The organism is Comamonas sp. (genome assembly GCF_036666375.1).
Classification (GTDB): Bacteria; Pseudomonadota; Gammaproteobacteria; order Burkholderiales; family Burkholderiaceae_C; genus Comamonas.
On sequence record NZ_JAVWWA010000014.1, the window covers coordinates 21142 to 41900 of the forward strand.

Here is a 20759-nt window from a genome sequence, read left to right on the forward strand (position 1 = left end):
GCACCTGTCGCCGCCGAAACGCCTGCGCCCGCCGCCGGTACGCCCGTTGCCGGTACGCCCGCTGCCGGTATGCCCGCCGCCGGTACGCCGGTCGCTGCCGCGCCGCTGCCGCCCGGCCAGCAGTCGCTGGTCTTCAATGCCTCGGCCCCTTCCTGGGTACAGGTCAAGGATGCACGCGGTGCCGTGGTGTTGAGCAAGAATCTGGCAGCCGGGGAGTCCGCCCAGGTCGCGGCGCAGCTGCCGGTGCAGGTGGTGGTGGGTCGCGTCGCGGTCACCACGCTGCAGGTCGGCGGCCAGGCTTTCGACCTTGCGGCCGCGGCCCAGGGTAAAGACGTAGCACGCTTCGAGGTGAAATAAGTGAACAGCAAAGAACAGCTGCCCATCCCCATGTCCGCTCCCGCGGCGCGGCGCTCGCGCCAGGCGCGCGTGGTCTGGGGAGATCGTGTCGTGACGGTGGGCGGCGATGCGCCGGTGCGCATCCAGTCGATGACCAATACCGACACGGTCGAGGCCGTGGAAACCGCGATACAGATCCGTGAACTGGCCCAGGCCGGCTCGGAAATGGTGCGCATCACCGTGAACACGCCCGAGGCGGCCGCGGCCGTGCCTTATATCCGCGAGCAGCTCGACCGCATGGGCGAGAACGTGCCGCTGGTCGGCGACTTCCATTACAACGGTCACCGCCTGCTGACCGATTATCCGGAATGCGCGAAGGCGCTGTCCAAATACCGCATCAACCCCGGCAACGTGGGCAAGGGCGACAAGCGCGACAAGCAGTTCGGCCAGATGATTGAAGCCGCGGCGCGCTACGACAAGGCGGTGCGCATAGGCGTCAACTGGGGCAGTCTCGATCAGGAATTGCTCGCCAGCCTGATGGACGAGAACGGCCGCCGCGCCCAGCCCTGGGACCCGCGCCAGGTGATGTACGAAGCGCTGATCACGTCGGCCATCGACTCCGCGCGCCTGGCCGAAAGCATGGGCCTGGCCGGCAACCAGATCATCCTGTCGTGCAAGGTCAGCGGCGTGCAGGACCTGATTTCGGTCTACCGCGAGCTGTCGCGCCGCTGCGACTATGCGCTGCACCTGGGCCTGACCGAAGCCGGCATGGGCACCAAGGGTACGGTGGCCTCGGCCGCGGCGCTGTCGGTGCTGCTGCAAGAAGGCATTGGCGACACCATCCGCGTCTCGCTCACGCCCCAGCCCGGCGAGGCACGCACCCAGGAAGTGGTGGTCGCCGCGGAAATCCTGCAGTCGCTGGGAATGCGCATGTTCGTGCCCAGCGTCACGGCCTGCCCGGGGTGCGGGCGCACCACCAGCACCACGTTCCAGGAGCTGGCCAAGCGCATCGACGACCATCTGCGCGCGCAGATGCCGGTCTGGCGCCTGAACTATCCGGGCGTGGAAGCGATGCGCGTGGCCGTCATGGGCTGCATCGTCAACGGCCCGGGCGAAAGCAAGCATGCCGACATCGGCATCAGCCTGCCGGGCAACGGCGAAGCACCGGCCGCGCCGGTGTTCATCGATGGCGAAAAGGCCTTGACGCTGCGCGGGGACAACATCGCCGAGGAATTCCACGCGCTGGTCGACAACTATGTGCGCCGCCGTTACGGCGCCCAGGCGCAATAAGTCGCTGCCCGCTGCGCTGCCCGCGCAGCGCCTGAATCTTGATCTCACCCATTTTTGCCGTGACCACTGAAACCAAAACCTCTCCCAAGCCGGGAAAGATTGTTGCCGTCAAAGGCATGAACGATATTCTTCCCCCCGATTCCGCCCGCTGGGAATGGCTGGAGGAAAAAGTGCGCAGCCTGATGCAGCGCTATGCCTACCGCAACATCCGCACGCCCATCGTCGAGCCCACGCCGCTGTTCGTGCGCGGTCTGGGCGAGGTCACCGATATCGTCGAGAAGGAAATGTATTCCTTCGAGGACCGGCTCAACGGCGAGCAGCTCACGCTGCGCCCCGAAGCCACGGCCGGCGTGGTGCGCGCGGTGGTCGAAAGCAATCTGCTGTATGACGGCGGCAAGCGCCTGTACTACATGGGCCCGATGTTCCGCCACGAGCGTCCGCAGCGCGGCCGTTACCGCCAGTTCCACCAGATCGGTGCCGAGGCGCTGGGCTTTCACGGCCCCGAAGTCGATGCCGAACTGATTCTTCTGGCCGACGCGCTGTGGAAGGAACTGGGCCTGCAGCAGGTGCGCCTGGAACTCAACAGCCTGGGCCAGCCCGACGAGCGCCGCGCGCACCGCGCCGCGCTGATCACCTATCTGGAGCAGCACCAGGACCTGCTCGACGAGGAAGCCAAGCGCCGCCTGCACAGCAACCCGCTGCGCATTCTCGACACCAAGAACCCGGCCATGCAGGCCATGGTCCAGGCCGCGCCGCGGCTGCTCGACTTCCTGGGCGAAGCCTCGCTGGCCCACCTCAACGCCGTCACCGCCATCCTCGACGCCAACGGCGTGGTCTGGAGCATCAACCCGCGCCTGGTGCGCGGCATGGACTACTACAACCTCACGGTGTTCGAGTTCATCACCGATCAGCTGGGCTCGCAGGGCACGATCTGCGGCGGCGGCCGCTATGACTACCTGATCGAGCAGATCGGCGGCAAGTCGGCACCGGCCGTGGGTTGGGCGCTGGGTGTCGAGCGCGTGCTCGAACTGGTCAAGGAAGCCGGTCTGGCGACGGCCGCGCCCGTGCCCGACGCCTATGCGGTGGTGCCCGATGCGGCCGCGCTGCCCCAGGTCAGCCAGGTGATACAGGCGCTGCGCGGCGCCGGCGTCAGCGTGCAGCTGCACAGCCCCTCGGGCGCTGCGGGCGAGGGCATGGGCAGCATGAAGTCGCAGTTCAAGAAAGCCGATGCGAGCGGCGCGCGCTTTGCGCTGGTGTTCGGTTCGGACGAACTCGCGCAGGGCCAGGTCACGGTCAAATCGCTGCGCGACGGCAGCGGCGCCCAGACCACGCAATCCCTCAGCGCCGTGGCGCAGTGGGCGACCCTTCTACAATCGACAGACTAAAAACACCCAGCATAGCCATGGCCCAACATTTCGATCTTGAAGAACAAGAGCAACTTGACCAGCTCAAGCATTTCTGGAACAAATGGGGCACCCCGATCACGGGTGCCCTGATTGTTGTGTTCGGCAGCTTCGCGGCCTGGAATGGCTACCAATACTGGCAGGCGCGCCAGGCCACGCAGGCCGCGGCGCTCGCGGATGCAGTGACCCAGGCCGTCGAAGGCAAGCAGCTCGACCGCATAGGCCAGGCGCTGACCGATCTGAAGAGCAGCTATTCCGGCACCCAGCAGGCCGCGCAGTCGGGTCTGCTGGCCGCCAAGGCCTATGCCGATGCGGGCCAATGGGACCAGGCCAAGGATGCGCTCAGCTGGGTTGCCGACAAGGGCAGCGACAACGGTCTGCAGGCGCTTGCGCGCCTGCGCCTGGCCGCGGTGCTGCTCGAGCAAAAGCAGCCCGATGCCGCGCTGCAGCAACTGTCGGCCGCGTTCCCCGCGGAGTTCACGGCCGTGGCCGCCGACCGCCGTGGCGACGTCTATGCGCTGCAGGACAAGAAGACCGAAGCCGTGGCTGAATACGAAAAAGCCTACAAGGCATTCGACAGCCAGATCGACTATCGCCGCCTGGTGGAATTCAAGCTCAATGCACTGGGCGTGCAAGTCCAGGCCAAGGCCAGCCCAACGGAAGCCAAACTATGACCCGCAGCCTGCCAACGCGCCTGGTGCGCAGCCTCTGTACTTTCGGCCTGATCGTGAGCCTCGGCGGCTGTGCGTTCTGGAACTCCAGCAAGGTCAAGCCCGCGGATCTGGGGCCCAATGTGGCCCTGCTGCCCGTGCAGAAGGCCTGGACGGCTAAAATCGCGCCCCTTGGGCAATTGCCCCTGGTGCCGCATGTGCATGGCACGACCGTGGTGCTGGCAAGCATAGATGGCAGCCTGCAGGCGCTGGACGCCAGCTCGGGTGCCTCGCTGTGGCAGGCCAAGGTCGGCCAGCCGCTGACGGCCGGCGTGGGCGGCAATGAACGCCTGCAGGCCGTGGTCACGCGCGCTAACGAAGTGGTGCTGCTGGAGCAGGGCCGTGAAGTCTGGCGCAAGCGCCTGCCCGCGGCGTCGTACACGCCGCCGCTGGTCGCTGGCGGCCGCGTGTTCGTGCTGTCGGCCGACCGCGCGCTCACGGCCTTCGATGCCGAGAATGGACGCCAGCTGTGGGTGCAGCAACGTACCGGCGAATCGCTGGTGCTGCGCCAGGCGGGCGTGCTCACGGCCGTCGGCGATACGCTGATGGCCGGTCTCGCGGGCCGGCTCGTGGGCCTGAATCCCGACAACGGCGCCGTGCTGTGGGAAGCCGCTTTGGCCAGCCCGCGCGGCACCAACGATGTCGAGCGCCTGGTCGACCTGGTGGGGCCGCTGAGCCGCGAAGGCGGGCAGCTGTGCGCCCGCACCTTCCAGGCCTCGGTGGCCTGCGTGGACGTGGGCAGTGCACGTCTGCAGTGGGCCCAGCCGGCCCGGGGCGCGCAAGGCGTGGGCGGTGACGCCGAACGCATTGTCGGCTCCGAAGGCAATGGAACAGTGATCGCATGGCGGCGTGCCGATGGCAGCCGCCTGTGGTCAACGGATCGCCTGCAACTGCGCAAGCTGACAGCACCTTTGCTGTTGGGGCGCTCAGTGGTGGTGGGCGATGACGAAGGTCTGGTGCATCTGTTGTCCAAAGAGGATGGTTCTCCGTTGAACCGCCTGACGACCGATGACTCCGGGATTGCTGCAGCACCGGTGGTGGCTGCGGATACGCTGGTGGTCGTGACGCGCAATGGTGGCGTGTACGGCTTCCGGCCGGATTGATAGGTATTCTGGGATGAAGCCAGTTATTGCCCTTGTAGGGCGCCCGAATGTGGGCAAATCGACGCTGTTCAATCGGCTCACGAAGTCGAGAGATGCGATCGTCGCCGACTATGCCGGGTTGACGCGGGACCGTCATTACGGCCAGGGCAAGCAGGGCAAGCACGAGTACATCGTGATTGACACCGGCGGCTTCGAACCCGATGCAACCAGCGGCATTTTCAAGGAAATGGCCAAGCAGACGCAACAGGCCGTGGCCGAAGCCGATGTGGTCATCTTCGTGGTCGATGCGCGTGCCGGTGTCTCGGCACAGGACCATGACATCGCCAAGTACCTGCGGCGTCTGGGCAAGCCCTGCCTGCTGATCGCCAACAAGGCCGAAGGCATGCTCGAAGGCGTGCAGCTGACCGAGTTCTACGAACTCGGTCTGGGCGCGGTGCACCCGGTGTCCGCGGCCCACGGCCAGGGTATTCGCGGCCTGGTCGAGCTCGCGCTCGAACCGCTGCACCTGCCCGAGCCCGAAGAGGAATCGCTGGAAGAGGGCGAACTCGGCCCGATCAAGCTGGCCGTCGCCGGCCGTCCCAATGCCGGCAAGTCGACGCTGATCAACACCTGGCTGGGTGAAGAGCGCCTGGTCGCATTCGACATGCCGGGCACGACGCGCGACGCGATTTCCGTGCCGTTCGAGCGCAACGGCCAGAAGTTCGAGCTGATCGACACTGCCGGCCTGCGCCGCAAGGGCAAGGTGTTCGAAGCCATCGAGAAGTTCTCGGTGGTCAAGACGCTGCAGGCCATCGAGTCGGCCAACGTCGTGCTGCTGCTGATCGATGCGACGCAGGGCGTGACCGAGCAGGACTCGCACATCGCCGGGTTCATCCTGGAAAGCGGTCGCGCCGTGGTGCTGGCCGTGAACAAGTGGGATGCGGTCGACGAGTACCAGCGCGAGCTGCTGCAGCGCTCGATCGAGTCGCGCCTGTCGTTCCTCAAGTTCGCGTCCATGCACTTCATCTCGGCGCGCAAGCGCCAGGGCCTGGGCCCGGTCTGGGCATCGATCGCCCAGGCGCACAAGGCAGCCACCTGCAAGATGTCGACACCGGTGCTCACGCGCCTGCTGCTCGAAGCGGTTCAGTTCCAGGCGCCCAAGCGCGCCGGCATGTTCCGCCCCAAGATGCGTTACGCCCACCAGGGCGGCATGAACCCGCCGGTCATCGTGATCCACGGCAACTCGCTCGAGCATGTGACGGACGTGTACAAGCGCTTCCTCGAAGGGCGTTTCCGCAAGGAGTTCAATCTCGTGGGCACGCCGCTGCGCATCGAGATGAAGACTTCGGCGAATCCTTACGCCGACAAAGACAAATAATCGCCGCAAGACCCCCGACGAAAGTGGCCCCCAAGGGCCACTTTTGCATTGGGCGGCCCGGCCGCAAAAGACCTCGGTGCCCCCCGGTAATCCGGGGTCCGCAAGGCTTGTGGTAAGGTGTCGGTTTACAACAACACTCCTTGAACACGGAGAATATCGTGAGCAATAAAGGCCAACTCCTCCAAGATCCGTTCCTGAACGCGCTGCGTCGCGAGCATGTGCCGGTCTCGATTTATCTCGTCAACGGCATCAAGCTCCAGGGTCAGATCGAGTCTTTTGACCAGTACGTCGTGCTTCTGCGCAATACCGTCACCCAAATGGTGTACAAGCACGCCATTTCCACCATTGTTCCCGGCCGTGCCGTGAACTTCTCCACAGCCGAAACCGCTGCGGACAACGAAGCCGCTGGCGCTTGAGATTGCACCACCCAGTCTTTTCCCCCGCGACCGGGAGTCGCGTACTGACGGAGCGTCTGCATGGGCACTCCTGATACTCCCAACGGCCCCGCCACACCGGTCCTTCTGGTCGGTGTGGATTTCGGGCTGCCCCATTTTGATTCCGAGCTCGAAGAGCTCGGATTGCTCGCCCAGACCGCAGGCCTGGAGCCCGTCGCGCGCCTGACCTGCAAGCGCAAGGTGCCCGACGCGGCGCTTTTCGTCGGCAGCGGCAAGGCCGACGAGATCCGCATGCTCGCGCAGATGCATGGTGCGCAGGAAATCCTGTTCGACCAGGCGCTGAGCCCGGCGCAGCAGCGCAACCTCGAGCGCCATCTGGACATGCCGGTCACCGACCGCACGCTGCTGATTCTCGAGATTTTCGGCCAGCGCGCGCGCAGCCATGAAGGCAAGCTCCAGGTGGAGCTCGCGCGCCTGCAGTATCTGGCCACACGCCTGGTGCGCCGCTGGTCCCATCTGGAGCGCCAGCGCGGCGGTATCGGTGCGCGCGGCGGCCCGGGTGAAACCCAGATCGAGCTCGATCGCCGGATGATCGACAAATCGATCAAAAGCACGCGCGAGCGCCTGGTCAAGGTCAAGAAGCAGCGCGCCACGCAGCGCCGCCAGCGCGAGCGCCAGGACGTGTTCAACGTCTCGCTGGTCGGCTACACCAATGCCGGCAAGTCGACGCTGTTCAATGCGCTGGTCAAGGCCCGCGCCTACGCGGCCGACCAGCTGTTCGCGACGCTGGACACGACCACGCGCCAGTTGTATTTGAGCGATGCGCGCCAATCTGTGTCCCTGTCGGATACCGTGGGCTTCATCCGCGATCTGCCACACGGCCTGGTCGATGCGTTCCAGGCGACGCTGCAGGAGGCGATAGACGCCGATCTGCTGCTGCATGTGGTCGATGCGTCGAATCCCGCGTTCCCCGAGCAGATCGCTGAAGTGCAGAAAGTGCTTGCCGAAATCGGTGCTGACGGAATTCCCCAGTTGCTGATCTTCAACAAGCTCGATGCCATTCCCGCTGAATTGCGGCCGGTATTGCTGCAGGATACATATGAGTGGGACGGTCAACCCGTGCCACGGCTGTTCGTCAGCGCGCGCGCGGGTGAAGGTCTGCCAGCATTGCGCCAGTCGCTCACCGAGAGCGTTCTGGCAGCGAAGGGGGCGGATAAGATCCCCGACAACCCCGCTGATTTATGAGGCGCCAAGCCCTGTTTGGGCAAAATGCCGAAGGGATCCCTGTCTTTTTGCAAAATACTTGAGACTTTTCGCATGAATTTTTCACACCGCGCGTCCCGTTGGGCGCTGCTGCCCAAGCGCCTTCGGGGGATGTTCAACCTGAACGATCCCCGCTGGGGTCGGGGCGATGACAAGGACTCGGACGGCTCGGGACAAGGTCCCCGGCCCGACGGCGACCGCCCGATTCCTCCGGCGAACGGCCGCGATCGCCGGCCGCAAGGCCAGGGCCAGGGCAATCCCCCGGACCTGGACGAGCTGTGGGGTGACCTCAACCGCAAGCTGGCGGGACTGTTCCGCGGCAAGAATGGCGGCAACGGCCAGCCGCCCGGCGGCAATGGCGGCTTCCAGCCGGACATGAAGAATGCCGGTGCCGGCATCGGTGTGATCGCCGGCGTTGCCGTGCTGATCTGGCTGGGCACGGGCTTCTTCATCGTGCAGGAAGGCCAGCAGGCCGTGATCACCCAGTTCGGCAAGTACCAGAGTACGGTCGGTGCGGGTTTCAACTGGCGCCTGCCTTATCCCATCCAGCGCCATGAACTGGTGTTCGTGACGCAGATCCGCTCCACCGATGTCGGCCGCGACAACGTGATCAAGAGCACGGGTCTGCGCGAATCGGCCATGCTGACGCAGGACGAGAACATCGTCGAAATCAAGTTTGCCGTGCAGTACCGCCTGAGCGATGCGCGCGCCTGGCTGTTCGAGAGCAAGAACCCGGCCGAGGCCGTGGTCCAGGCCGCCGAAACGTCGGTGCGTGAAGTCGTCGGCAAGATGCGCATGGATGCGGCGCTGTCCGAAGAGCGCGACCAGATCGCGCCGCGCGTGCGCCAGCTGATGCAGACCATTCTCGACCGCTACAAGGTCGGCGTGGAAGTCGTGGGCATCAACCTGCAGCAGGGCGGCGTGCGTCCGCCCGAGCAGGTGCAGGCCTCGTTCGACGACGTGCTCAAGGCCGCGCAGGAGCGCGAGCGCGCGAAGAACGAAGCCCAGGCCTATGCCAACGACGTCGTGCCGCGCGCGGTCGGTGTCGCTTCGCGCATGCAGGAAGAAGCCGCGGGCTACAAGGAACGCATCGTGGCCCAGGCCCAGGGTGACGGCCAGCGCTTCAGCTCGCTGCTGACCGAATACCAGAAGGCGCCCCAGGTCACGCGCGACCGCCTGTATCTCGAAAGCATGCAGCAGATCTACGGCAACGTGACCAAGGTGCTGGTCGATTCGAGCAAGGGCTCGAACCTGCTGTACCTGCCGCTCGACAAGATCATGCAGTCCGCGGGCCAGGCGGGTGGCGCGACCGACAGCTCCGCAGCGGGCGCCGCCAGCGCCCCGGCCGCAGGCACGGTGACCGTGCCTTCCTCCACCCTGAATGATGCCCGTGCGCGCGACAATGGTCGTTCGCGCGAGCGCGATGCTCGCTAGGAGATTCTTGTGAACAGAGTCGGATTTATTGTCTCCACCCTGCTGGTGGTGCTGGCCTTGCTCAGCTCCATGCTGTTTGTCGTCGATCAGCGCCAGTTCGGCGTGGTCTACGCGCTCGGCCAGATCAAGGAAGTGATCACCGAGCCGGGCCTGCACATCAAGATGCCCCCGCCGTTCCAGAACGTGCGCTACCTCGACAAGCGTCTGCTGACGCTCGACAGCACCGATACCGAGCCTATGCTGACCGCTGAAAAGCAGCGCGTGGTGATCGACTGGTATGTGCGCTGGCGCATCTCCGAGCCTTCGGAGTACATCCGCAACGTGGGCCTGGACGAGACCGCGGGCACGATGCAGCTCAACCGCGTGGTGCGCAATGCTTTCCAGGAGGAAATCAACAAGCGCACCGTCAAGGACCTGCTGGCCGACAAGCGTGAAGCGCTGATGGCCGATGTGAAGCGCGAAGTGCTCGAATCCGTGCGCGGCGCCAAGCCCTGGGGCATGGACGTGGTCGATGTGCGCATCACGCGCGTCGACTATGCGGAATCGATCACCGAGTCGGTCTACCGCCGCATGGAAGCCGAGCGCAAGCGCGTGGCCAACGAGCTGCGTTCGACCGGCGGCGCCGAAGGCGAAAAGATCCGCGCCGACGCCGATCGCCAGCGCGAAGTCACGATCGCCAACGCCTACCGCGACGCGCAGAAGATCAAGGGCGAAGGCGATGCCGAAGCCGCGCGCATCTATGCCGAGGCCTTTGGCCGCGATCCGCAGTTCGCGCAGTTCTACCGCAGCCTCGAAGCCTACAAGGCCAGCTTCAGCAAGAAGAGCGACGTGATGGTGCTCGACCCCGCGTCGTCGGAATTCTTCAAGGCCATGCGCAGCGGCGCCGCGGCCAAGTAGGCATCCCGACTGCGCCTGGCCTGTACGGGCGCATGACCGGAAAAAAAAGAGGGGCTCAGGCCCCTCTTTGCATTGGCGGGCACGTTGGATGGCCGGGGCCGGGCTGCGGACTTTCCGCACCCAATACCTGTCATTAAGCAAGCAATACTGTGTGACGAGGCTAGGCCTTGGTGCAAGGAAGGGTGGGATGTCGCAGCTATCCCGTAGAATCGCGTTTTTAACAGCCTCCCCTTTTTTCCATGTCTGCTTGGGTCCTGCCGGATCACATCGCCGATGTATTGCCTTCCGAGGCACGGCACATCGAAGAATTGCGTCGAGGATTGCTCGATACGGCGCGTAGCTACGGGTATGAGCTGGTCATGCCTCCCCTTCTGGAGCATCTGGAGTCCCTGCTGACGGGTACCGGCGAAGCCCTGGACCTGCAGACGTTCAAGCTGGTTGACCAGCTTTCCGGACGTTCGCTGGGTCTGCGCGCCGATACCACCCAGCAGGTGGCCCGCATCGACGCCCATCTGCTCAATCGCCGAGGCGTCACACGCCTTTGCTATTGCGGCCCGGTGCTCCATACCCGTCCTGATCGTCCACGCGCCACGCGTGAGCCGCTGCAGTTCGGCGCGGAAATCTATGGCCATGCCGGCCTGGAGGCCGACCTCGAAGCCCTGCTGCTCGCGCTGGCCTGCCTGCGCAGCGCCCAGGTGAGCGACGTCAGCGTCGACATGGCCGATGTGCGCGTGGTGCGCAGCCTGCTCGCCGGTGTGGACGTCGACGCCCAGGTGCTGCATGCCGTGCACGCCGCGCTCGCCACCAAGGATGCGAGCGAGCTGGCCCAGCTGACGCGTGATTTTCCCGCGGCTTCGCGCAACGGCCTGATGGCCTTGCTGCAGCTGTACGGCGACGTGCAGGTGCTGGACGAAGCCGAGAAGGTGCTCGCGGGCGTGCCCGGCGTGGCCGAAGTGCTGACCCACCTCAAGTGGCTGGCAGCGCGGCTCGACGGCGTGAACGTGACCTTCGATCTCGCCGACCTGCGCGGCTATGGCTACTACAGCGGCACGCGCTTCGCGATGTACGTGCCCGGTGCCAGCGATGCGCTGGTGCGCGGCGGCCGTTACGACGAGGTCGGTGCGGTGTTCGGTCGCAACCGGCCCGCGGCCGGCTTCAGCCTGGACATCAAGCAACTGGTGAGCGTGGTGCCCACGCGCGCCCTCAAGGCCGCGATCCGCGCGCCCTGGGGCGATGCGCAGGACGTGAGCGCGGCGATTGCCGCCTTGCGCCAGCAGGGCGAGACGGTGGTCTGCGTGCTGCCGGGCCACGGAAGCGAAGTAGACGAATTTCACTGCGACCGAGAACTGGTGCAAGTCGCCGGGCAATGGGTCGTACAAGCCATTTCAGGCATTTGACATTTCATCGGATTTGAATATGAAAGCAACCAAAGGTCGCAACGTGGTCGTGGTCGGCACCCAGTGGGGTGACGAAGGCAAGGGCAAGCTCGTGGACTGGCTCACGGAAAGCGCCCAGGGCGTCGTGCGCTTCCAGGGCGGTCACAATGCCGGTCACACCTTGGTCATCAACGGCGTCAAGACCGCGCTGCACCTGATTCCCAGCGGCATCATGCGCGCCGGCGTCAAGTGCTACATCGGCAACGGCGTGGTGCTGTCGGCCGCCAAGCTGTTCGAGGAAATCGAAGGCCTGGAAAAAGCCGGCGTGCAGGTGCGCAACCGCCTGCGCGTGAGCGAAGCCTGCCCGCTGATCCTGCCTTTCCATGCAGCCCTCGACGTCGCCCGCGAAGCCGCGCGCGAGCAGGGCGGTACCGAGAAGATCGGCACCACCGGCCGCGGCATAGGCCCGGCCTACGAAGACAAGATCGCGCGCCGCGCGCTGCGCGTGCAGGATCTGAAGTACCCCGAGCGCTTCGCCACCAAGCTGCGCGAACTGCTGGCCCTGCACAACCACATCCTGGTGCATGTGCTCGGCTCGAAGAACTTCACTTTCGGTGATGCGCTCAAGCCCTACATCGCCGACGGCGAAGTGCAGTTCGACGCGGTCTACGACGAGGCCATGCGCCACGCCGAGCTGCTCAAGCCCATGATGGCCGACGTCTCGCGCGAGCTCAACGAAGCCCACCAGGCCGGCGGCAACCTGCTGTTCGAAGGCGCGCAAGGCACGCTGCTCGACGTGGACCACGGCACCTACCCCTATGTGACCTCGAGCAACTGCGTGGCCGGCAACGCCGCCGCCGGTTCGGGCGTGGGCCCGAGCCTGCTGCACTACGTGCTGGGCATCACCAAGGCGTATTGCACGCGCGTCGGCGGCGGCCCGTTCCCCACCGAACTCGATTGGGAAAAGGAAGGCACGCCCGGTTATCACATGAGCACCATCGGTGCCGAAAAGGGCGTGACCACGGGCCGCAGCCGCCGTTGCGGCTGGTTTGACGCGGCCCTGCTCAAGCGCTCGGCCCAGGTCAACGGCCTGTCGGGTCTGTGCATCACCAAGCTCGACGTGCTCGACGGCCTCGAGGAACTCAAGCTCTGCGTCGGTTACGAACTCGACGGCGAAACCATAGACCTGCTGCCCATGGGCGCGGACGACATCGCGCGCTGCAAGCCGATCTACGAAACCATTCCCGGCTGGACCGATTCGACCGTGGGCGTGACCGACTACGACAAGCTGCCGGCCTCGGCGCGTCGCTATCTGGACCGCATCGCCGAAGTGACCGGCGTGCCGATCGCCATGGTGTCGACCAGCCCCGACCGCGATCACACGATCCTCATGCACAACCCCTACAGCGCAGCCTGATCGCCGCCGTCTGTATCCACGACTGAAAACAGGAAAGCACCATGTTGACCGAAGACGGTAATCACCTGTACGTAAGCTACGACGAGTACCACGGCCTGATCGAGAAGCTCGCGCTCAAGATCCACCAGTCCGGCTGGGAATTCGACACCATCCTGTGCCTGGCACGCGGTGGCCTGCGCCCCGGTGACATCCTGAGCCGCATTTTCGACAAGCCCCTGGCCATCATGTCCACCAGCTCCTACCGCGCCGAAGCCGGCACGGTGCAGGGCCACCTGGACATCGCACGCTTCATCACCACGCCCAAGGGCGAGATCGCGGGCCGCGTGCTGCTGGTCGACGACCTCGCGGACTCGGGCCACACGCTCAATGCCGTGGTCGGAATGCTCAAGAGCAACTACGCTCCCATCACCGAGCTGCGCAGCGCGGTGATCTGGACCAAGGGCCTGTCGACCTTCAAGGCCGACTACTCGGTGGAATTCCTGCCGACCAATCCCTGGATCCACCAGCCGTTTGAAAGCTACGACAACATGGGCCCGCAAAAGCTGCTGGAAAAGTGGAAACTCTAAGCACCCCCTGAGCGGCTTACGCCGCTTCCCCCTCTCAACCTTCGGTGGAGGGGGGCGGCACCATCGCTGCGGGGCGGCCCTTGCTCGGTGCCCCTGAGCTGGGGCATGCTAGGTTTGGAAAACGTGAATGACTTTTTCCGCCGATATCCAAGACCGCTTAGGCGGTCTTTTTTTTGCCGCGCCGCCCTGTGTCACTGTTGGTTTTAGATGACATCTGGTGACAAGCTTTGGTGCACACGCACGCACCAGTGTGGCGCGCAGATACACTGCACGCACTCTAGAAAGTGGTGGTTTGTGAAGCGCAATTCTTTCGAGCAGCGACGCGCTGCCCTGGTTTTGATCGGATGGGCCGGTGTGGCCGCCACGGGGGCCTTCGCTGCGCCACCCGCAACGCCGGTTCCGGCCGCTGCCGCGCCGCTGCCCGCGGCGAATACGCCCCCGGCCAAGCTGCCCCCGATCTTCGTGCTCAATTCGCTCGATGCCTCGGTCAGCGTGATCGATCCCGAACGCTGGGTCGAGACCCAGCGCATTCCCACGGGCAAGGAGCCGCACCATCTTTATCTGACGCCCGACGAGAAATCGCTGATCGTCGCCAATGCGCTGGGCGATTCGCTGACCTTCCTCGATCCGCGCACGGCCCAGGTGCAGCGCGTGGTGCGCGATATTTCCGATCCCTACCACCTGCGCTTCAGTCCCGACATGAAGTGGCTGGTGACGGCCGCCAACCGGCTCGACCATATCGACTTCTACCGCTGGGACGGCCAGCAGCCGGTGCTTGCCAAACGCGTGAGCACGGGCAAGACCCCCAGCCACCTGTGGATAGACGCGCGCAGCGCCACGCTGTATTCGACCATGCAGGACAGCGACGAGCTGGTCGCGATCGACATGGCGACGCAGGTCATCACCGCGCGCGTGCGCACCGGTGCCATGCCCGCCGACATCTACGGCAGCCCCGACGGCAAGCGGCTCTACATCGGCCTCACGGGCAGCGACAGCGTGGAAGTGTTCGACATCTCCGCCGGCCCGCCGCGCAACATGGCGCTGATCAAGACCGGCAAGGGCGCGCACGCGTTCCGCGCCGCGGGCGACAAGCGCCATCTCTATGTCAGCAACCGCGTGGCCAACACCATAGGCAAGATCGACATGCAGACCCAGCAGCTGGTCGACACCTATCCCGCGCCCGGCGGTCCGGACTGCATGGAAGTCTCGGCCGACGGCCGCTACATCTATCTGAGCTCGCGCTGGGCGCGCAAGCTGTCGGTGATCGACACGGTCGAGAAGAAGGTCGTGCGCCAGGTCAACGTGGGCAAGTCGCCGCACGGCGTGTGGACGCTGGCGCACGCGCCGCGCTGAAGTCATGGCGCTGCGCCGTAACGCCTTGCTCGCCGCCAGCCTGCTGGGCGCCAGCCTGCTGTCGTTCGGCGCCTGGGCCAAGGATGCCTGCAAACCGGTCTATCTGACGTTCGACACCGGCCACATGGGCGTCGCGCCGCTGGTCGCCGAAGTGCTGCAGCGCCAGCAGGTGCGCGTGACTTTCTTCGGCGCCAACGAGGCGACGAAGGAGGGCGACGGCAGCCTGGGCGAGCACTGGGCACCCTGGTGGCGCGCGCGCGCCGCCGAAGGCCATGCTTTCGCTTCCCACACCTGGTCGCATGCCTACTGGCGCGGTGATGCGGGCAGCCCCCAGGCACCGGCCTTTCGCGTCAAGCCTTCGGCCGGACCGCGCGAAGGCGAAACCTATACGCTCAGCGCCGCGGGCTACTGCGCCGAAATCAAGCAGTCGGCCGAGCGGCTGCAGCAGATCACGGGCAAGAAGCCGCTGCCGTTGTTTCGCGCGCCGGGCGGCAAGACTTCGCCCGCGCTGCTGGCCGCGGCCAGGTCCTGCGGCTGGGCGCATGTGGGCTGGTCGCCCGCGGGGTTTCTGGGCGACGAGCTGCCCAGCGAGCGCTTCAGCAACAAGGCCTTGCTGGCCCAGGCGCTGCAGCGCATACGCAGCGGTGATATCTTGTTGGCGCATCTGGGCATATGGTCACGCAAGGATGCCTGGGCGCCCGCGGTGCTCGAGCCGCTGATCGTCGGGCTGAAGGAGCAGGGCTTTTGCTTTCGCACGCTGGACACACATCCTGATTACCGTGATTGGATAACGCAGACGCGTTGAGTGGAGAGGTTATGCAGGTCTTGGTGGATTGGTTCAACGCAGCGCAACAGTGGCTGTTCGAGGGCGTGGTGCAGCCGCTGCTGTTTGGTCTGGGGCTGGGCAATCTGCTCGAGGACGGCTACACGGCCACGGGCTGGCTGCTGGTCGGGCTGATCCAGCTGGTGGTGATGGTGCTGCTGATCGCGCCGCTGCAGCGCCTGTGGCCCGTCGAGGCCGTGACCGACCGGCGCGCGATACGCGTCGATATTCTTTATACGCTGGTGCACCGGCTGGGCCTGTTTCGCATCGCGCTGTTCTTCTCTATCGATCCGTTGTGGGACCATCTGTTCGGCACGCTGCGCGTGTGGGGCATGCCCACCTATCACCTCGACAACCTCTGGCCCGGCGTGACCGACCAGGCCTGGGTCAGCCTGCTGCTGTACCTCGTGGTGTTCGACCTGCTCGACTACTGGATACACCGCGGCCAGCACCATTTCGGCTGGTGGTGGAAGCTGCATGCGCTGCACCATTCGCAGCGCCAGATGACGATGTGGAGCGACAACCGCAACCATCTGCTCGACGACCTGTTGCGCGACAGCATCATCGTGCTGGTGGCGCAGATCATCGGTCTGGCACCCGGCCAGTTCGTCGCCATCGTCGCCATCACCCAGCTCAGCGAAAGCCTGCACCACGCGAATCTGCGCCTGTGGTTCGGCCGCGTGGGCGAGCGGCTGTGGGTCAGCCCGCGCTTTCACCGCCGCCACCACACCATTGGAATCGGCCATGAAACGCCCGACGGCCAGCGTGTGCGCCGGGGTGGAAACAACTTCGCCGTGCTGCTGCCGGTGTGGGACATGCTGTTCGGCACGGCCAATTTCGAGCTGCGCTATGACCCTACCGGCATCCGGGATCAGGTCGAACCCGATGCCCGCGGACGCCTGCGTGACTATGGGGAAGGCTTCTGGAGCCAGCAGTGGCGCGGGGTTCTGCGTTTGATGGGTCGCGCTTGAGGCCCGCAATGGGTATCCTAGAGGCATGCGACTGCTTATCGACTCCTTCTGGCGTGCAGCAGCTTACTGTCTGCACAAACGGGTAATCCTCTGGTCCCTGGTCCCGCTGCTGTTCATGACCCTGTTGTCGACCGTGCTCGGTTACTTCTTCTGGGGGCCGACGGTGCAATGGGTGCAGGAACTGCTCGACGGCGCGGGCTGGCTGCAGACCGCCTGGGGCTGGCTGCAGGCGCGCGGCGTGGGCTTTGGCTCGGCCGCGGTGGCGCCGGTGCTGGTGGTGCTGGTCGCGATGCCCATCATCGTCGTGCTGTCGCTGCTGCTGGTCGCGTTGTGCATGGCGCCCGCGCTGGTGCGGCTGGTCGCCGAGCGGCGTTTTCCCATGCTAGAGCGCAAGCTGGGCGGCTCGCTGCTCGCGAGCCTCGCCTGGTCGCTGGGCTCGACGCTGATCGCGCTGATTGCCCTGGTCGTTTCCGTTCCGCTGTGGTTCGTGCCGCCGCTGGTGCTGATCATCCCGCCGCTGATCTGGGGCTGGCTCACCTACCGGGTCATGGCCTTCGATGCGCTGGCCGAGCACGCGAGCAAGCGCGAGCGGCGCGTGCTGTTCCTGCGCCATCGCTACAGCCTCATGGTCATGGGCGTGGTCTGCGGCTATCTGGGCGCTGCGCCGGCCATTGTCTGGGCTTCGGGCATGCTGTTCCTGGCCGCGTTCTGGGTGCTGATTCCGCTGGCAATCTGGATCTATGCGCTGGTGTTCGCGTTCTCGTCGCTGTGGTTCGCGCATTTCTGCCTGGCGGCGCTCGAGCTGCTGCGCGCCAACCCGCAGCCGGTCGACGCCGCCGACGTGATCGTGCCCTTGGCGCCCCAGCCCGAATCTTCGGCGCAGGTGCCGCCTCTTTCCTCCCCCCACAAGTGAGTGTTCATGGATTTGCAGTTTGGCGCCATCATCATTGGCGATGAGATTCTTTCGGGTAAAAGGGCAGACAAGCATCTGTCCAAGGTGATTGAACTGCTGGCGGCGCGTGGCCTGTCGCTGTCATACGCTGAATACATAGGGGACGACCGGCCGCGGCTCACGGCCGCGCTGGAGCGCGCGTTCGACAGCGCGAGCGTGGTGTTCTCGTTTGGCGGCATAGGCGCCACGCCCGACGACCATACGCGCCAGTGCGCGGCCCAGGCGCTGGGCGTGCCGCTGGCACTGCACCCCGAAGCCGTGGCGCTGATCGAGGAGCGCATGCGCGATGTCGCGGCCGAGAAGGGCGAAGTGTTCGAGCCCGGCCGGCCCGACAACCTGCACCGGCTGCAGATGGGCAATTTTCCGCAGGGCGCAAGCATCATCGCCAACCCCTACAACAAGATTCCCGGTTTTTCCTGCGCGGGCCGCGCGGGCGGTGCCGTGCATTTCGTGCCCGGCTTTCCGGTCATGGCCTGGCCCATGGTTGAAAGCGTGCTCGACCTGCACTATGCGCCGCTGTTCCATGGCCCTGCGCGGCAGGAGCGTTCGGTGCTGGTTTTTGGCGTGGGGGAGGCTACACTCACGCCGCTGATGCAGCAACTCGAAGCCGCCCATGGCGACATTCGGGTGTTCAGCCTGCCCAGCGTGGACCATGCGGTGCACGGCGCGCATGTCGAGCTCGGCATCAAGGGCCTGGCCACGGCGGTCGAATCCGCCTGGCCTGCACTGATTGAGGGCTTGCACTCTATTGGTGCGAATTACAGCACCGAAGTGGTGCGGAATGGGTGATTTTTTTCGGCATCGCAGAATTGCACCGTTTTGGTGAAGCTCGGCGCTGCCATGGTACGGTGCCTGCCTTTGGGCGAGCGGGTGAGCACCAGCGAATACGGCAATCGGAGTGCGTGCAAAGTTGGCACGCAAACTGCTTGAAGTATTGCAACATTTTTTGAACAAGCCGTTTTTGCAGGAGACCCTGATGGCTAAGACCGTTGCAGATGTGATGAAGATGGTGAAGGAGAACGAGGTCAAGTTTGTTGACCTGCGTTTCACCGATACCCGCGGCAAGGAACAGCACGTGACCGTGCCTGTGTCGCACTTCGATGAAGACAAGTTCACTTCGGGCCATGCATTCGACGGCTCCTCGGTGGCTGGCTGGAAGGGCATTGAAGCCTCGGACATGCAATTGATGCCCGATCCCGCCACCGCGAACATCGACCCCTTCTTCGAAGAAACCACGCTGTTCCTGCAGTGTGACGTGATCGAACCCAGCGACGGCAAGGCCTACGACCGCGATCCGCGTTCCATCGCCAAGCGCGCTGAAGCCTACCTGAAGGCATCGGGCCTGGGCGATACCGCCTACTTCGGACCCGAGCCAGAATTCTTCATTTTCGACGGCGTGCGCTGGGGTACCGAGCCTCACAACCCCTTCTTCGAAATCGAAGAATACGAAGCTCCCTGGAACAGCGGCACCAAGTTCGAAACCGGCAACCGTGGTCACCGTCCCCGTGCCAAGGGCGGCTACTTCCCCGTGCCTCCCGTCGACAGCACGCAAGACATGCGCGCCGAGATGTCGCTGATCCTCGAATCGCTGGGCATTCCGGTCGAAGTGTTCCACCACGAAGTGGCGGGCGCAGGCCAGAACGAAATCGGCACGCGCTTCTCCACGCTGGTGGAACGCGCCGACTGGACGCAGCAGCTCAAGTACGTCGTCTGGAACGTGGCCAACACCTATGGCAAGACGGCGACCTTCATGCCCAAGCCCTACGCTGGCGACAACGGCTCGGGCATGCACGTGCACCAGTCGGTCTGGAAAGACGGCAAGAACCTGTTTGCCGGCGACGGCTATGCCGGTCTGTCTGACTACGCGCTGTACTACATCGGCGGCATCATCAAGCACGCCCGTGCACTGAACGCCATCACCAACCCCGGCACCAACAGCTACAAGCGTCTGGTCCCCGGCTTCGAAGCTCCGGTCAAGCTGGCCTACTCGGCCAAGAACCGTTCGGCTTCGATCCGTATTCCTTACGTGTCGAACCCCAAGGGCCGCCGCATCGAAGCGCGCTTCCCCGATCCACTGGCCAACCCTTACCTGTGCTTCTCGGCTCTGCTGATGGCGGGTCTGGACGGCGTGGAAAACAAGATCCATCCCGGCGAAGCCGCGACCAAGGATCTGTACCATCTGCCCCCGGAAGAAGACAAGCTGGTGCCCACCGTGTGCCACAGCCTGGACCAGGCCCTCGAAGCCCTGGACGCCGACCGCGCGTTCCTGACCAAGGGTGGCGTGTTCTCGGACTCCATGCTCGATGCCTACATCGAACTGAAGATGACCGAAGTGACGCGTTTCCGCCAGGCCGTGCACCCTGTCGAATACGACATGTACTACTCGCTCTGATGGAGCCAGCTGCCGCCCCGCAAGGGGCGCAGCACAAGAGAAGCGGCGCAAGCCGCTTTTTTTTCGCCTGCACGGCGTGTGCAATGTGGGCGCACGCGCACAGCGCGCGGGGCAATTCGCCTGTTTGTCACCGGATCAGGCGATACTGTTGGTTACTGCGCCGCGCCTGTCCGCAGGCCAACGGTGACCGAGGACTGTGATGAAAAAACTGCTTGTACTCCTGTTATTGCCGCTGCTCGCACCCCTGGCTTCGGCCCAGAGCACGATCTACCGCTGTGGCAATGAATACACCAACAATGCGACCAGCGCCAAGGAGCGCGGTTGCAAGCCCGTGGAAGGCGGTCATGTGACCGTGATCCATGGCGGCCCGCCACCCGGTGCCTCGGCGGCACCCGCGGCGCCGGCCGCCCGCAGCGGCGCCGCGCCCGCGCCTGCACCGCGCGCCGAAGGCAGCGCCCAGCGCGTGCGCGATTCGGATGCGCGCGCCATCCTGCAGGGCGAGCTCGCCAAGTCGCAGGAACGCCTGGCCCAGCTGGAGCTCGAATACAACAACGGCAGCCCCGAGCGCTCGGCGCTGGAGCTGCGCAATCCCCAGGGCTATATCGAGCGCACGGCCAGCCTCAAGGCGCAGATCGCGCGCTACCAGAGCGACATCGCGGGTCTGCGCCGGGAAATTGCCCGCCTGCCGGCAGCCGCGGCCGATGTGCCCGTCAACTGAAGG

At 65.1% G+C, this 20759-nt stretch carries 20 protein-coding genes; all 20 read left to right on the plus strand.

The features are described 5' to 3' along the window. Positions 1-357: DUF4115 domain-containing protein (locus RR928_RS05420; RefSeq protein WP_332681704.1), on the plus strand; the 357-nt coding region annotated here is incomplete at its 5' end. A 30-nt stretch (positions 358-387) separates the two neighbouring features. Then, on the plus strand, positions 388-1626 hold the full coding sequence (gene ispG / locus RR928_RS05425) for a flavodoxin-dependent (E)-4-hydroxy-3-methylbut-2-enyl-diphosphate synthase (protein ID WP_332535086.1): 1239 nt from the start codon (positions 388-390) through the stop codon (positions 1624-1626). A gap of 116 nt (positions 1627-1742) precedes the next feature. After that, positions 1743-3011 carry a histidine--tRNA ligase gene (hisS, locus tag RR928_RS05430; protein WP_332535088.1) on the plus strand — a complete coding sequence of 423 codons (1269 nt, stop codon included), beginning with the start codon at positions 1743-1745 and terminating at the stop codon, positions 3009-3011. A 17-nt stretch (positions 3012-3028) separates the two neighbouring features. Further along, entirely contained in the window at positions 3029-3703 is a 675-nt protein-coding gene (locus RR928_RS05435) for a YfgM family protein (RefSeq protein WP_332535090.1), read from the plus strand. After that, the gene (gene bamB, locus RR928_RS05440; RefSeq protein ID WP_332535091.1) at positions 3700-4842 is read left to right on the plus strand and encodes an outer membrane protein assembly factor BamB; all 1143 of its coding nucleotides are present in this window, start codon (positions 3700-3702) and stop codon (positions 4840-4842) included. Before RR928_RS05435 ends, bamB begins: the two co-directional genes overlap by 4 nt. 13 nt (positions 4843-4855) lie before the next feature. Beyond that, positions 4856-6199, plus strand: a complete 1344-nt coding sequence (gene der / locus RR928_RS05445) for a ribosome biogenesis GTPase Der (RefSeq protein ID WP_332535093.1) — start codon at positions 4856-4858, stop codon at positions 6197-6199. 158 nt (positions 6200-6357) lie between these two features. Further along, complete coding sequence (gene hfq / locus RR928_RS05450) at positions 6358-6615, plus strand: RNA chaperone Hfq (RefSeq protein ID WP_231044172.1); 258 nt, start codon at positions 6358-6360, stop codon at positions 6613-6615. A 60-nt stretch (positions 6616-6675) separates the two neighbouring features. Further along, a complete protein-coding gene (gene hflX, locus RR928_RS05455; protein ID WP_332535095.1) occupies positions 6676-7839 on the plus strand; it encodes a GTPase HflX in 1164 nt (387 codons plus the stop codon). Between the two features lie 72 nt (positions 7840-7911). Then, entirely contained in the window at positions 7912-9291 is a 1380-nt protein-coding gene (gene hflK, locus RR928_RS05460; RefSeq protein ID WP_332535097.1) for an FtsH protease activity modulator HflK, read from the plus strand. A 9-nt stretch (positions 9292-9300) separates the two neighbouring features. After that, positions 9301-10188: a protease modulator HflC gene (hflC, locus tag RR928_RS05465; RefSeq protein ID WP_332535099.1), complete on the plus strand. Its 888-nt coding sequence runs from the start codon at positions 9301-9303 to the stop codon at positions 10186-10188. 239 nt (positions 10189-10427) lie between these two features. Then, a complete protein-coding gene (locus tag RR928_RS05470; protein WP_332535101.1) occupies positions 10428-11585 on the plus strand; it encodes an ATP phosphoribosyltransferase regulatory subunit in 1158 nt (385 codons plus the stop codon). Positions 11586-11604: 19 nt separating this feature from the next. Further along, positions 11605-12981, plus strand: a complete 1377-nt coding sequence (locus RR928_RS05475) for an adenylosuccinate synthase (protein ID WP_332535103.1) — start codon at positions 11605-11607, stop codon at positions 12979-12981. A gap of 41 nt (positions 12982-13022) precedes the next feature. Then, the gene (locus RR928_RS05480; protein ID WP_332535105.1) at positions 13023-13547 is read left to right on the plus strand and encodes a phosphoribosyltransferase; all 525 of its coding nucleotides are present in this window, start codon (positions 13023-13025) and stop codon (positions 13545-13547) included. Between the two features lie 417 nt (positions 13548-13964). Beyond that, a complete protein-coding gene (locus RR928_RS05485; RefSeq protein WP_332535155.1) occupies positions 13965-14900 on the plus strand; it encodes a YVTN family beta-propeller repeat protein in 936 nt (311 codons plus the stop codon). Between the two features lie 4 nt (positions 14901-14904). Further along, positions 14905-15705, plus strand: a complete 801-nt coding sequence (locus RR928_RS05490; protein ID WP_332548412.1) for a polysaccharide deacetylase family protein — start codon at positions 14905-14907, stop codon at positions 15703-15705. 11 nt (positions 15706-15716) lie between these two features. Continuing rightward, positions 15717-16694: a sterol desaturase family protein gene (locus RR928_RS05495; protein WP_332535109.1), complete on the plus strand. Its 978-nt coding sequence runs from the start codon at positions 15717-15719 to the stop codon at positions 16692-16694. A 25-nt stretch (positions 16695-16719) separates the two neighbouring features. Continuing rightward, positions 16720-17607, plus strand: a complete 888-nt coding sequence (locus RR928_RS05500; RefSeq protein WP_332548413.1) for an EI24 domain-containing protein — start codon at positions 16720-16722, stop codon at positions 17605-17607. A 6-nt stretch (positions 17608-17613) separates the two neighbouring features. Beyond that, positions 17614-18435: a competence/damage-inducible protein A gene (locus tag RR928_RS05505; RefSeq protein ID WP_332681713.1), complete on the plus strand. Its 822-nt coding sequence runs from the start codon at positions 17614-17616 to the stop codon at positions 18433-18435. 187 nt (positions 18436-18622) lie between these two features. Beyond that, the gene (gene glnA, locus RR928_RS05510; protein ID WP_332535113.1) at positions 18623-20038 is read left to right on the plus strand and encodes a type I glutamate--ammonia ligase; all 1416 of its coding nucleotides are present in this window, start codon (positions 18623-18625) and stop codon (positions 20036-20038) included. A gap of 199 nt (positions 20039-20237) precedes the next feature. After that, positions 20238-20756, plus strand: coding sequence for a hypothetical protein (locus RR928_RS05515; protein ID WP_332535114.1), 519 nt, complete (start codon positions 20238-20240; stop codon positions 20754-20756). Positions 20757-20759: the final 3 nt, after the last annotated feature.